This is a genomic window from Quadrisphaera sp. KR29 (assembly GCF_052644995.1).
Window position 1 is genome coordinate 109,414 of record NZ_JBQXXG010000009.1, and the last position, 12,549, is coordinate 121,962.

11 protein-coding genes and 1 pseudogene are annotated in these 12,549 nt (G+C 76.3%); 5 read left to right on the forward strand and 7 right to left on the reverse strand.

The window, feature by feature from the left end; translation table 11 throughout:
• Positions 1-23: 23 nt before the first annotated feature.
• Positions 24-1,742 carry a flavin monoamine oxidase family protein gene (locus ACUN9U_RS10315; RefSeq protein ID WP_445484914.1) on the forward strand — a complete coding sequence of 573 codons (1,719 nt, stop codon included), beginning with the start codon at positions 24-26 and terminating at the stop codon, positions 1,740-1,742.
• Positions 1,739-3,049 (forward strand): MFS transporter, encoded by a 1,311-nt coding sequence (locus tag ACUN9U_RS10320; RefSeq protein WP_445484868.1) that lies wholly within the window; start codon positions 1,739-1,741, stop codon positions 3,047-3,049. The genes ACUN9U_RS10315 and ACUN9U_RS10320 overlap by 4 nt, the downstream gene beginning before the upstream one ends.
• An 83-nt stretch (positions 3,050-3,132) precedes the next feature.
• Here the strand turns inward: ACUN9U_RS10320 and ACUN9U_RS10325 are convergent, their stop codons facing one another.
• The 4 genes and pseudogenes from ACUN9U_RS10325 to ACUN9U_RS10340 all read right to left on the reverse strand — a co-directional run bounded on the left by ACUN9U_RS10325 (position 3,133) and on the right by ACUN9U_RS10340 (position 6,825).
• Positions 3,133-4,122, reverse strand: a complete 990-nt coding sequence (locus ACUN9U_RS10325) for a hypothetical protein (RefSeq protein WP_445484915.1) — start codon at positions 4,120-4,122, stop codon at positions 3,133-3,135.
• Between the two features lie 288 nt (positions 4,123-4,410).
• Positions 4,411-4,578, reverse strand: a pseudogene (locus tag ACUN9U_RS10330) (DeoR family transcriptional regulator); the annotation flags it as partial.
• Positions 4,579-4,773: 195 nt separating this feature from the next.
• On the reverse strand, positions 4,774-5,700 hold the full coding sequence (locus ACUN9U_RS10335; RefSeq protein ID WP_445484869.1) for an AEC family transporter: 927 nt from the start codon (positions 5,698-5,700) through the stop codon (positions 4,774-4,776).
• Between the two features lie 780 nt (positions 5,701-6,480).
• Positions 6,481-6,825 carry a DUF6204 family protein gene (locus tag ACUN9U_RS10340; protein ID WP_445484870.1) on the reverse strand — a complete coding sequence of 115 codons (345 nt, stop codon included), beginning with the start codon at positions 6,823-6,825 and terminating at the stop codon, positions 6,481-6,483.
• Between the two features lie 28 nt (positions 6,826-6,853).
• On the opposite strand from ACUN9U_RS10340, the gene ACUN9U_RS10345 reads away from it, so the two are divergent.
• The 3 genes from ACUN9U_RS10345 to ACUN9U_RS10355 all read left to right on the forward strand — a co-directional run bounded on the left by ACUN9U_RS10345 (position 6,854) and on the right by ACUN9U_RS10355 (position 10,446).
• Positions 6,854-7,246 (forward strand): hypothetical protein, encoded by a 393-nt coding sequence (locus tag ACUN9U_RS10345; RefSeq protein ID WP_445484871.1) that lies wholly within the window; start codon positions 6,854-6,856, stop codon positions 7,244-7,246.
• A 332-nt stretch (positions 7,247-7,578) separates the two neighbouring features.
• Positions 7,579-9,015 carry a hypothetical protein gene (locus ACUN9U_RS10350; RefSeq protein WP_445484872.1) on the forward strand — a complete coding sequence of 479 codons (1,437 nt, stop codon included), beginning with the start codon at positions 7,579-7,581 and terminating at the stop codon, positions 9,013-9,015.
• Positions 9,016-9,225: 210 nt separating this feature from the next.
• On the forward strand, positions 9,226-10,446 hold the full coding sequence (locus tag ACUN9U_RS10355) for a glycosyltransferase (protein WP_445484873.1): 1,221 nt from the start codon (positions 9,226-9,228) through the stop codon (positions 10,444-10,446).
• A gap of 186 nt (positions 10,447-10,632) precedes the next feature.
• Here the strand turns inward: ACUN9U_RS10355 and ACUN9U_RS10360 are convergent, their stop codons facing one another.
• Genes ACUN9U_RS10360 through ACUN9U_RS10370 form a run of 3 tightly spaced genes read right to left on the reverse strand, consistent with a single transcriptional unit; the run spans position 10,633 to position 12,502 of the window.
• Positions 10,633-11,652 carry a polysaccharide pyruvyl transferase family protein gene (locus tag ACUN9U_RS10360; RefSeq protein WP_445484874.1) on the reverse strand — a complete coding sequence of 340 codons (1,020 nt, stop codon included), beginning with the start codon at positions 11,650-11,652 and terminating at the stop codon, positions 10,633-10,635.
• 30 nt (positions 11,653-11,682) lie between these two features.
• Positions 11,683-12,147: a hypothetical protein gene (locus ACUN9U_RS10365; RefSeq protein ID WP_445484875.1), complete on the reverse strand. Its 465-nt coding sequence runs from the start codon at positions 12,145-12,147 to the stop codon at positions 11,683-11,685.
• The gene (locus ACUN9U_RS10370; protein ID WP_445484876.1) at positions 12,140-12,502 is read right to left on the reverse strand and encodes a hypothetical protein; all 363 of its coding nucleotides are present in this window, start codon (positions 12,500-12,502) and stop codon (positions 12,140-12,142) included. The genes ACUN9U_RS10365 and ACUN9U_RS10370 overlap by 8 nt, the downstream gene beginning before the upstream one ends.
• Between the last annotated feature and the right edge of the window lie 47 nt (positions 12,503-12,549).

Genomic DNA, 12,549 nt, shown 5'->3' on the forward strand with positions numbered 1-12,549 from the left:
CCCTGGCGCACCCGGAGGTGACCATGCTCACCCCCGACTTCCCCTTCGAGCACGACCGCTGGCTGACCCACCCCGCAGGGCTGGGCAGCGTGCCCGCCGAGGCCCGCGGGGCCAGCGTCGCCGTGGTCGGCGCCGGCATCTCCGGCCTCGTCGCCGCCTACGAGCTCGCCCGCCTGGGGCTGCGCCCCGTCGTCCACGAGGCCGACCAGATCGGCGGCCGGCTCCGCTCGGTGCCCTTCCCCGGCGGGGTCGACGGCGTCCTGGCCGAGCTCGGCGGCATGCGCTTCCCCACCTCCGGGCGCTCCTTCTTCCACTACCTCGACCTGGTCCGGGCCCGCACCACCCCCTTCCCCAACCCCCTGACGCCCACTGCCGCCTCCACCGTCATCGACCTCGGCGGCCAGGTCCACTACGCCGAGAGCGCCGCGGACCTGCCGCCCTTCTTCACCGAGGTCGCCCGCGCCTGGGCCTCCGCCCTGGCCGAGGTCGGGGTCCCGGACCTGCAGCGCGCCATCGCCGAGCGCGACCTGCCCCGCGTCAAGGCCCTGTGGGACCCCCTCGTGCGCGCCCGCGACGAGCAGAGCTTCTACGGCTTCGTGGCCGCCTCCGCCGCCTTCCGCGCCCTGCCCTACGCCGCCCGCGAGGCCTTCGGCCAGGTCGGCTTCGGCACCGGGGGCTGGGACACCGACTTCCCCAACTCCATCCTGGAGATCCTGCGCGTCATCGCCACCAACGCCGACGAGGACCACCAGCGCGTCCTCGGCGGCGTCCAGCAGGTCCCGCTGCGCCTGTGGGCCCAGCCCCTGCCCGACGGCCCCTTCGCCGGCCAGAGCCTGCGCGACCTGCACGGGGGAGCCCCCCGCCCCGGGGTGGCGGCCCTGGCCCGCGCCGGCTCGGCCACCTCCGGCACCTCCACCGGCTCCCGGGTCGCCGTCACCGACCGCTGGGGACGCACCACCGCCCACGACGCCGTCGTCGTCACCTGCCAGTCCTGGCTGCTGTCCGCGCGCATCGAGACCGAGGAGGCCCTGTTCGACCACCCCACGTGGATGGCCATGGACAGGTCCCACTACGCCCAGTCCTCCAAGACCTTCGTCATGGTCGACAGGCCCTTCTGGCGCGACAGGGACCCGGCCACCGGCCGCCGCGTCATGTCCACCACCCTCACCGACCGCATGACCCGCGCCACCTACCTCCTGGACGGCGAAGGGGGAGGAGACGACGAGCCCGCCACCATCTGCCTGAGCTACACCTGGAACGACGACGCCCTGAAGTGGCTGGCCCTGTCCACCGACGAGCGCGTGCGCCTCATGGTCCGCTCCCTGGGGGAGGTCTACCCCGGCGTCGACATCGCCAGCCACATCATCGGCGAGCCCGTCACCGTCTCCTGGGAGTCCGACCCCAACTTCATGGGCGCCTTCCGCGGCGCCCTGCCCGGCCACTACCGCTACCAGCGCCGCCTGTTCTCCCACTTCGTCAGGGACGACCTGCCCCCCGCCCAGCAGGGCCTCTTCCTCGCCGGCGACGACATCTCCTTCACCCCCGGCTGGGCCGACGGCGCCGTCACCACCGCCCTCAACGCCGTCTGGGGCGTCGTGCGCCACCTCGGCGGCGCCGCCCACCCCGACAACCCCGGCCCCGGCGACGCCTTCGCCGACCTCGCCCCCCTCGACCTGGACGCCACCGACCCCAGCGCCTCCGCCGACCCACCACCCACCGCCCACGACGCAGCCGGCGGATGAGGAACCCCTACCGCGAGGTCCTGCGCACCCCCGGAGCCCCCGCCTTCGTGGCCGCCGGGCTCCTGGCCCGCCTGCCCATCTCCATGTACGGCCTCATCTACGTCTTCCTCGTCGAGCAGGCCACCGGCTCCTACGGCGCCGCCGGCGCCGTGGCCGCCGCCTCCGCCGTCGCCGCCGCCCTGGGCGCCCCCGTCCTGAGCCGCCTGGTGGACCGCCACGGCCAGGCCCGCGTCGCCCTGCCCGCGCTCGCCGTCCACAGCGCCGCCATCGCCGCAGTCCTGGCCATCGGCGCCCAGCCATCGACCACCACCACCCACGCCGTGCTCATCGGCGCCGCCGCCGCGCTCGCGGGCGCCTCCTTCACCAGCTGGGGCTCCCTGGTGCGCGCCCGCTGGGCCTGGGCCCTGCGCACCCAGCCCGCCCGCCTGCACCCCGCCTTCTCCCTGGAGTCCGTCCTCGACGAGGTCACCTTCACCGTCGGCCCACCCCTGGCCACCGTCCTGGCCGTCGCCGTCTCACCCTCGGTGGCCCTGGCCACCGCGCTCGCGGCGACCGTGCTGGGTGGCACCGCCCTGGTGCTGCAGCGCTCCACGCAGCCGCCCGTCGCAGGCGCGAGCAGCGCGGACCCCGTCGCGCCCGCGGTGGCGGCCAGCACGACGACGGCGGGGGCGGGGCCGCGGCTGTCGAGCGGCTGGCGCACCCGGGTGCGCGGGGCGGCCGGCGTCATGGAGCACGCGGGGCTGCGGGCGCTGGTGGCGGCCTTCGTGGCCACCGGGGTGGTCTTCGGCTCGGTGGAGGTCATCGCCGTCGCCTTCACCGCCGAGCGCGGCGCGCCGGCGGCGGCCGGGGTGGTCCTCGCGCTGTACTCGGTGGGCAGCCTGCTGGCCGGCCTGGTCTTCGGGGCCGTCACCTGGCGGGGGAGCCTGCCGCGCCGCTTCCGGCTGGGCGCGGTGGGGATGGCGGTGCTCATCGCCCCGGTCGCGCTGTCGGGCAGCATCCCGGTGCTGGCGGCCACCCTGTTCCTGTCCGGGCTGGCGATCTCCCCGACGCTCATCTCCGGCAACGCCCTGGTCGCCGAGCTCGTCCCGGCGCGCCAGCTCACCGAGGGGCTGGCCTGGATCGGCACGTCCCTGGGCCTGGGCGTCTCGGTGGGCGCCGCCGTGGCCGGCCGCATCATCGACGGTCCCGGGGCACAGGCAGCGCTGCTGCTGCCGGTGGCGGCCGCGGCGCTGGCGGCGCTCGTCGTCGTCGCCTGCTCCCGCGCCCTGGGCGTGCGCGCGCGCAGCGCCACCGCCGGAACGCCCTGACCCGGCCGAGCCAGGTGGGCCGGCTGAGCCCGCCGGGCCGGCTGACCCCGACCGGGCCGCCAGCCCGGTGGCGGCTCGCGCGCTCAGGCGGCGACGAGCGCCGGTGCGCTGGGGGCGCCCGCGCGCACCGCCTGCAGCCGGTAGGCCAGGGACGCGCTGTCCTCCCCGGGGGCGGGGACGGCGACCACCCGGGCCAGGGCGCTGAGCCCCGCCGCGCGCACCAGACCCGGGCGCCCCAGCGCCGTGGGCGCGACGACCGCGACGGTCCGTTCGGCGCGGGCCACCGCCGCCGCGGCCAGGGCCGCCCCCGCTGCGGTGGCGGCCCAGGCCCCGCGGGCGTCCAGGCCGGTGGGGGTCAGCACGGCCAGGTCGAGGTGGAGGTCGTCCAGCGCGGCCAGCGCGGCCGGTCCGACCAGGTCCGGGCCGCCCTGCTCGGCCTCGCCGCCGATCACCACCAGGCGCACCCCGGGGGCCCCGGCCAGCACCGTCGCCGGGGCCAGGGCCGTCACGGCGACGGTCAGGGCGGTGGGCGTGCGGGCCGCGCCGGAGGCGGCGGCGCGGACCAGGTGGTGCGCCAGCGCCAGGCAGCCGGTGCCACCGGTCAGCAGGACGGCCGAGCCGGGGGCCAGATCGGCCAGGGCCGCGTGGGCGGCGCGCACCCACGGGTCCTCGCTGCCCGCGGCGCGGAGGGGGCCGGTGGGGTCCGCACCGCGCTCGTCACGGGCGGCGTGGACGTCGTCGCGGCGGGCGCCGTGGACGTGGTCGCGGCGGTCCTCGGAGGGGTCGGTGCCGCGGCCCGGTGGGGGAGCGGTGGGGCGCGGTGAGGACGGGGCCGGGACGTCCCAGCCCGGAGGTGCCTCCTCGGCCGGACGCCCCTGGCGCCAGGGGGCGACCTGGGGGTCGTGGCGGAAGCCGTCGGGTCCGGTGCGGGGGCCCGGGGCGCTCACGGGGGCGCTCACGGGGGCGACGGGCTGGGCCTCGTCCGGGTCGGCGTCGTGCGGCGAGGCGTCGGCTGCAGGCGCGGTGCCGCCCGTGCGGGGCGGGGTGATGCCCGGCGGCAGGGCAGCTGCCAACGAAGCGATAACGGAACCGAGCGATGCTGGTGCTCGATGAGCGGCGCCGGGGGAGGTGCCGGCGTCCTCGACGCCAAGGAACCGGTCTGCCTCGCCGGCACCCGCCGCCGGCGCGGGTGCCCCTGGGCGCGCTGGGGAGGGGGCCGGCGGGGGGCTCGGCGCAGCGGCAGGCAGCTCCGCGGGGGAGACGGGAGCCGGCTGCGCCGCCGTCGGGGCGCGGGGTGGGGCGGAGGCGGGGTCGACCTCCGCGGCCGGTCGGCCGGTGGGGGACGCCGCCGTGGTCAGGCTGACCGCGCCACCGCGCACCCGCTGGAGCCGGCCGGCGGCTGTCAGGGCGTCCAGGTCGCGACGGATGGTCATCTCCGAGACCTCGAAGCGAGCGGCCAGGGCCCCCAGCGCGACGCGCCCGTCGGCGTCGACCCACCGCGTGATCTCATCCCACCGCTGTGCACTCACACGACCACTCAAGCAGATGTGACTCCGCTGCGAACACCCGAGGGGCCATCAGGACGTCACCTCACACGTGAGGTGACGTCATGTGCGGTACGGCTCTCACATCACGTCTGTGAGGTCAGTGGATCGGTTCCCTGGGTGTGAGATGTGGGAGAGTGCTGTGACGCCCTGATCGCGCATCACGGGAGACTCCATTCCTCACACGGCGAGCAGGCCGGCGACCGCGGTGATCGCCGGGACGGACAGCGCCGTCGTCGTGAAGATGGCGTCGCGGGACAGTGCCACGCCGCGTTCGTAGCGGGAGGCGTGCACGAAGATGTTCTGCGCCGTGGGCAGCGCGGCCAGCACCGTCACCGCCAGCAGGGGAGCGCCCTGCATCCCCAGGGCGAAGCGCCCTGCGGCGTAGGCCACCAGCGGCATGACCACGACCTTCAGGGCGGTGATCGTGGCCAGCTCAGTGACCGCTGCACCGCTGCCCGGCCGCGGTCCCAGGCGCAGGGAGATCCCGTAGGCGATGAGCATCGCCGGCACCGCCATCCCGGCCACCAGCTGCAGCGGGTCGGCGACCAGGGCGGGGAGCTGCAGGCCGCTCAGCGACAGGCCCAGGCCCAGCAGCGAGCCGACGGTCAGGGGCGTCATCAGCGGTCGCAGCAGGACCGCGCCCAGGGCTGGCCGGCGGTCCGCGACGCCGACGTCGAGCGCGACCAGAGCCAGCGGCTGCAGCACGAGCAGCTGCAGCAGCCAGGTCGGCGCCACCAGGGCCGCGTCTCCCAGCACGTAGGCGGCGATCGGCAGACCCAGGTTCCCGGCGTTGACGTAGGCGGCCGAGAGCGCGCCGATGGTCGTGCGGGCCAGGTCGTGGGGGAAGAGCAGGCGGGAGAGCAGGACGTAGGCGGTCGCGGTCGCCGCGAAGGCGCTGGCGCTGACCACGAGGTTGGCCGACAGCACCTGGTGCACGTCGGCGCCGGCCAGGGTGACGACCATGAGGGCGGGGGAGGCGACGTAGAAGGCCAGTCGGGAGAGCACCCGCTGGGCGTCGAGGTCGAGCACCCGCAGCTGGGCGAGCAGTGCTCCGAGGGCGATGAGGGCGATGATCGTCGCGAAGCCGGCCAGCACCCCACCCATGGGCCGATCCTGTCCCACCGCCCCCGCGCTGCCGGGACCGGCGGTGCCTGCTGTCCTGCGACGTGCTGCCGAGCGCCACTGCCAGCAAGACTGATAACGGCAGCGAGCGCCAGGAAGCGATCATCGGACAGGGGAGCAGGCGGCGACCTCCGCCACGCACCCGCCCGCGTCGGGGCACAGCCACGCCGACGAGCAACCGGCCCGCGCCGCTGGCCCGGGCGTCTGGGAGGTGACTACGGGCGCCTCGACTCACGCGCCGCCGGCATCCTGCAGCCGGTCATGATCCGGACGGCGGACGGCGGACGGCGGACGGCGGACGGCGGACGGCCGCGACGGCCAGTGCGGTACCCGGCGCAGCACCGGGGTCCTGGCCGGAGCCCTGCGATCCCGGACGACCGGCCGCCGCCGGGTTCCGCGACCTCCTGCCGGAGCATCCCGGTGGCCGCAGGTGGCGCGGGCCAGCGAGCCGCCCGGCCTCCTGGCCTCCTGGCCTCCTGGCCTCCTGGCCTCCTGGCCTCCAAGTCGGCGACACGAGCGCCTCGTGCGCCTGCCCGAGGCCGCGGGTGTCCGGCCTGCAGAGCTGCACGGCTGCAGACCTTGCGGACCTGCGGACCGGACAGGGCGGTCAGATCGGTCAGCATGCCTGGAGGGGACGGTGCACCCGGGTGGTCGGAGGTCGTGGGCCACCGGCTCCTCGAGCTGCTCCCCTGGCCGTTCCTCGGACGCCGATAATCGACGTTATGTCAGGCAGTTCGGAGAACGAGGTGGTCAGGCCCTCCCTCAGCGACGGGGCTTGACGTCCTCCAGGCACGTCACCGAGACGGTCAGGTCTCCGCGCCAGCCCACGCCCTGCTGCTCCAGCAGCTCCATCGCGCGCACGAGCGCCTCGGTGCGCGCGTCCTCGTCGGCCGCCACCGCCGAGGCGGCGTCCACCACGAGCAGGTGGCGCACGGTGAAGCGCGTCAGGGTCGGCCCGTAGGTCCAGCACCCGTCCTCGGTGAACGCCGAGGAGAACACGTCGTGCTCGCTCTGGGTGGCCAGCAGCCGCTGGCGCAGCTCTCCCTGCGGGCGCTCGAACTGCCCGACGACCTCGGTGCGGTAGGTGCGTGAGGTGCTGGTGGCCACGGCCGCCAGTGTGCTCCATCCTGGCCCGGTGTCAGAGCAGGCGGCCCGCGCGGCGGGTGAGGCGTTCGTGAAGGCGCTGGCGGCCAGAGACGCCGCGGCGCTGCGGCGGATGCTGGCCGACGACGTCGACTTCTACGGCATGACCCCGGCGCAGCTGTGGCGGGCCCGAGGGGCCGAGCAGGCCGTCCAGGAGGTGCTGTTCGCCTGGTTCGAGCCCGGCGACACCGTCGAGGAGGTCCTCTCCGTCGAGCACGGTGACGCCGGCGGGCGCCCCCGGGTGGACTACCGGCTGCTGGTGCGCAACGAGGCCGGGCTGCACCTGGTCGAGCAGCGCGCCTACTTCGACCTGGACGGCGACGGCGGGCGCATCGTGCGGATGAACGCCGTCTGCGCCGGCTTCCGGCTGCTGCCCCGGGCCTGAGCTCGGCAACCCCTCTGCGACCCCTCCCTGACTCCCCCACGCCTGCGCCCGCTTGTACGTCCACGCATCTGTCCGCGCATCTGTCCACGGGTGCCTGGACCGCTGCAACGTCCCTCTTCGCGCGGCCCTGCCCTCGAGCTCTATCGGCGCCAACTCCCCTGACTTGATAACGGAACCATGCAGAGCCCACCGCCCCTCTCGACCGGACCGTCAGTACGTCGAGGCCAGACCTGATCCCGAACGCGGTTCGCGAGGACGTGGGGTCTGTGGGGGTGACCGGCGGAGGGTGGAGAACGCTTGGTTCCGTTATCAAGCACCGTAAGATGGGTGTCGTGCCTTCCCCGCAGACACCGCCTCCTGCGACCCCCGCTGCCCCCTCCTCTGCTGGTGCACCAGCAGAGGAGGGTCGGCCGACGGCCGCCCCCACACCCCTGGCCCGCCTGGTGGAGGGCTACCTGGCCACCCTGGGCGCCACCAGCCCCTCCACCCAGCGCCAGCGCACCTGGGCCCTGCGCGAGCTGCTGGCCCACGCCCCCGCCTCCCCCGCCTCCCCCGCCTCCCCCGCCGCGGCCCTGGCGCCCGCACCCGTGCGGGCGTGGCTGGACGCGGCCGCCACCGCCGACCCCCCGGCCTCCCTGCCGGGCCTTCGCGCACGCGCCTCCGCCGTGCGCGCCCTGGCCCAGCACGCGGAGTCCACCGGCGCCCTGCCCGCGGGCACCACCGCCTCACTGGCGGCGGTGCTGCGCATGCCCGCTCCCCCGCTGGCACCTGGACCCGACCCCGACCCGGTGCGCCGCCTGCTCATCAAGGCCCACCCCGACGCCCGCCCGCTGGCCGTGCACCCCGCGGTGTGGACGCGCTTCTGCGCCCACGTGCACCTGCTCGCCCTCACCGGTGAGCGCGAGGACGTCATGGCCACCCTGCGCCTGGCCGACGTGACGACCTCACCGCGCACGAGCGCTCCGCCGGCGGAGGCGTCAGATGACGCCACCGACCTGACACCTGACGGTCCTCACCGCACATCCCACAGCTCACCTCACAGCACACCTCACGACCGACCGCGTACCTCACACCTCGCGTCACCGATCGGCTCCGATCACACGAGTGCCTCACCACTCGGCCCTCACATCGACCCGCACAGCGGATCGCACATCGACGGGGACGCCGTCACTCCCCCGCTGTTCGACGACGGCGCTGGCGACGGCGCTCGTGCCAGCGCTGACGACCGTGGTCCTGAGACGGCTGACATCGCCGAGGCAGCTGAGTCCGACGTCGTCCTGGCCGACCCCTCCGCAGGCGGCACGGCCGACGCCGGCATCGGCTGGCCCCGCCGGTCGGCCTCGTGGCTGGCGCTCGACGCCGATGAGGCCCTCTCCGGCGGCACGGGCAGCGAGGGGCGTGAGCGCGGCGCCTCAGCGGGGGCGGCGGGCGTGGTGGCCACCCACGTGCGCATCGAGGCGGGGCTGGCGCCGCGCAGCTGGCGGCTGCCGGAGCCGGCGCGCACCGCGCTGGCGGGGTGGTTGGCCGACCGGGCCGTGCTGGCCTCGCTGCTGCGCGGGTCCGACCCCGGCGCGCTGTGGCTGCGGGTGCGCCCGTCCACCGACCTGCGCACCGGGGCGCTGCGCCCGGCGGGGCTGCCGCTGTCGGACCGGGGGCTGCGGCTGGCCTTCACCACGACCCTGTCGGTCCTGGCCCTGGAGGACCGGGGTCTGGAGGACCTCTCCACCGCGGCGGTGCGGGCCTACGCTCGTGGACGTGGCCCCCTCTGACCGGTGCGCTCGGTGAGCCCCGCCGGCTCCAGCCCCCACCCCGGGCCGCCGCCGAGCACCTCCGCGGCTGCAGGAGCGGCGGCCCCGCCCCAGCACCCCGGCGCGCCGCCCAGCACGCCCGCGGTGAGCACCGGCCCGGAGCGACCCGCCCCCCTCCAGCAGCCGGGTCAGCAGCTCGGTCACCAGATCGGTCACCAGCTCGGTCCTCCGGTGCCCGCCCTGCAGGGCGGGCACCCGGTGCTGGACGTCGTGGTCCCGGTGTTCAACGAGGAAGGCGACCTGCCGGGCTGCGTGCGGGCGCTGCACGCCCACCTGCGCGAGCACCTGCCCTACCCGTTCGCCATCACCGTGGTCGACAACGCCAGCACCGACGCCACGCTGGCCACCGCCGGCGCGCTGGCGCAGGAGCTGGACTCCCCCGGTGCTGAGGTGCGGGTGGTCCACCTGGAGCGCAAGGGCCGCGGCGGCGCGCTGCGGGCGGCGTGGTCGGCCTCGCCCGCGCAGGTGGTGGCCTACATGGACGTGGACCTGTCCACCGACCTGGCCGCCCTGCTGCCCCTGGTGGCGCCGCTGGTCTCGGGGCACTCCGACCTGGCCATCGGCACCCGTCTGCACCGCGCCTCCCGCGTGGTGCGCGGCCCCAAGCGCGAGGTGGTCTCGCGCTGCTACAACACGCTGCTGCGCTCCACGCTGCGCGTGCGCTTCTCCGACGCCCAGTGCGGCTTCAAGGCCGTGCGCAAGGAGGTCGCCGACGCGCTGCTGCCGCTGGTGGCCGACGACGGCTGGTTCTTCGACACCGAGCTGCTCGTGCTGGCCGAGCGCGCCGGGCTGCGCATCCACGAGGTGCCCGTGGACTGGGTGGACGACCCCGACTCCCGCGTGGACCTGCTGGCCACCGCCACCGCCGACCTGCGCGGCATGGCGCGCCTGGCCGCCTCCCTGGCGCGCGGTGAGCTGCCCCTGGCCGACGTGCACGCGGCGCTGGTGACTCGCCCCTCCCCCACCACCCCCACCGGTCTGCTCAGCCAGGTGCTGCGCTTCGCCGTGGTCGGGGTGGCCTGCACGCTGGCCTACGCGCTGCTCTACCTGCTGCTGCGGCCCGTCCTGGGTCCGCAGGGGGCCAACCTGGCCGCCCTGCTGCTGACCGCCGTGGCCAACACCGCCGCCAACCGCGCCTTCACCTTCGGGGTGCGCGGGCGGGCCTCGGTGGCGCGCCACCAGGCCCAGGGACTGGTGGTCTTCGGGATCTGCTGGGCGCTGACCTCGGGCTCCCTGGCGCTGCTGGCCGCGGTGGCACCCGGCGCGTCCCACCTGGTGGAGGTGGTGGCGCTGACGGCGGCCAACCTCGCCGGCACGGTCCTGCGCTTCCTGCTGCTGCGGGTGTGGGTCTTCCGGCGCCAGCGCGTCCCCAGTGCGGACTGGCGCGGCTGAGCGCCGCGCTCGCTGTCCTGCCCGCCACCGGCCCGCCATTTCCCTCCCCCTGCCGCCGCAGCACCGGCTGCTCTCCGTGGGGGCCTGGCCGCCGGCCAGGCCCCCACGGAGAGTGTCATGATCGCCCTGCTTGGTTCTGTTATCACATACCCTGAGGACTGCGTGGTCGGCCGTGCGCCTCCACCCTCAGGCGAGCACCGCCCTGACCAGCTCGTCGAGCTGCGCGCGACCCGCCAGGGGCGCCTCCTCGGCGGCCCGCTGCGCCGCCGCACGACCCTGGTCCCCCAGCGCCCACGCCAGCCGCTCCTCGAGAACCCGCCGGCCCGCAGCGCCCCCGGACAGCCCATCAGGGAGGTGCTCGGCCAGCTGCTCGGCCGCCACGACCGCCGGCCACCCCCACGCCTCGGCCTGGGCGCTGACCTTGCCGCCGCCGGCCACCGGGTCCACCGCCACCGCCGGCACGCCCGCGGCCAGGGCCAGCACCAGGCCGTGCAGGCGCATCGTCACCACCGCGTCGCAGCGGCGCACCACGGCGAGCACCTCCGCGGCCGTGGACGGGTCGCGCCAGCCGCGCGGGTCCAGCCGGGTGTCCAGCGCCAGCAGCGCCGGACCCCCCGTGGCCGCCAGCGACCCCAGCCACTCCCCCAGCGCCGCGGTGACCGCGTCGTGGCGGCGACGCGCGCCGTACTCGGCCTGCCCGGGCGCCAGGTAGACCCCCACCACGCCCGCCGGGCCCCCCGGGGCCGCCTCCCCGCGCGCTGAGGACGACGACGCGCGGGGCAGGTCGCGCGCGAGGGCGGCCGCGGGCCCCGCGGCCAGGTCCCGCACCGCGGCGGCCCCGGGCGCGTCGCGGGCGAGCACGAGGTCCCAGGCGCGCAGGCCCTCGTCGTCCTCGTCGACCACCGAGACCCCGACGGCGGTGCGGCGCAGGGCGGCGAAGCGGGCGGCGACCTCGGCGACCGGCCGCCCGTGCAGCGGGCCGCAGGCCCAGACCACGTCGGTGTAGGCGGACGGGTCCGCCGCCGACAGCTCCACCCCCCCGGCGCCGGGGGCGCTCGCCATGACGGGGCTCCACGCCAGGTCGACCTCGACGCCGGCCTCGCGCAGGGCCGCCTCCACCGCGCGCATGCTCAGCACGTCACCGGCGGTGGCCTCACCGTGCACGACGCTGGACCAGCCGACCACCAGCACCCGGCGGTCGCTCACCGGGTGCTCACCGGGTGCTCACCGGGCCGCTCACCGCTCGCCCTGGCGGGCGGGCCGGGTCCGCCACAGCCAGGCCAGCCCCAGCAGCGGCAGCACCAGCGGCACCCAGCCGTAGTCGCGGCCGTACTCCCCCCACACGGTGCCGTCGGGGAAGTCGGCGGCGTCCAGGACGGTGAGGGTGCCCACCGCCAGCACCCCGACCAGCTCCACGATCACCGCGACCAGGGCCACCCGCCACGCCCGCGGCGTGGCGCGCACCAGCGCGGCGGTGGCCACGACGTACACCAGGCCGGCGAACAGGCTGAGCAGGTAGGCCAGCGGCGCCTCGGAGAAGCGGAAGAGCACCTGGTAGGTGCCGCGCACCGTGGCCGACAGCCCCAGCACGGCGTAGACGGCCACGAGCACGCGGCCCGGGCCGTGGCGCATCGCGCCCGCCGCGGAGCGGCCCTGCTGGCGGGAGGCTCCCGCGGTGGCGCGGGGCGGGTGGTCAGGCACCGGTCCTCCAGACCTGCTCCAGGCGCACCACGAGGATGGCCGTGGTCAGCGCCGCGATGAGGAGCACCCCGGTGCCCCAGCGCGACTTCTCCCCCAGCGCCCAGAACGCTCCCACGGGCGGCACGAGGACGGTGGTGACCAGGTAGCTGCCGAAGACGACGCCGTCCACGGGGCGCCCGGTCAGGGCCAGGGCGACGAAGCCGACGACCGCCTGCACGAGCAGGGCCACCTCCAGGACGGCCACGCTGATGAGCAGCCTGTCGTCCAGGCGGCGGCCGCGGGCGGTGGCCGCGCCCGCCAGGGCCGCGACGACCAGGGCCAGGACGCCGCAGGCCCAGGCGAGCACCGGGGTCACGGGCTGGAGCCTCCTGGGTCGCTGGGTCGCTGGGTCCGCTGGCCGGC

Coding starts and splice junctions, on each gene's coding strand:
- ACUN9U_RS10315 (WP_445484914.1), top strand. CDS start 24: ATGCTCACCCCCGACTTCCCCTTCGAGCACGACCGCTGGCTGACCCAC.
- ACUN9U_RS10320 (WP_445484868.1), top strand. CDS start 1,739: ATGAGGAACCCCTACCGCGAGGTCCTGCGCACCCCCGGAGCCCCCGCC.
- ACUN9U_RS10335 (WP_445484869.1), bottom strand. CDS start 5,700: ATGGGTGGGGTGCTGGCCGGCTTCGCGACGATCATCGCCCTCATCGCC.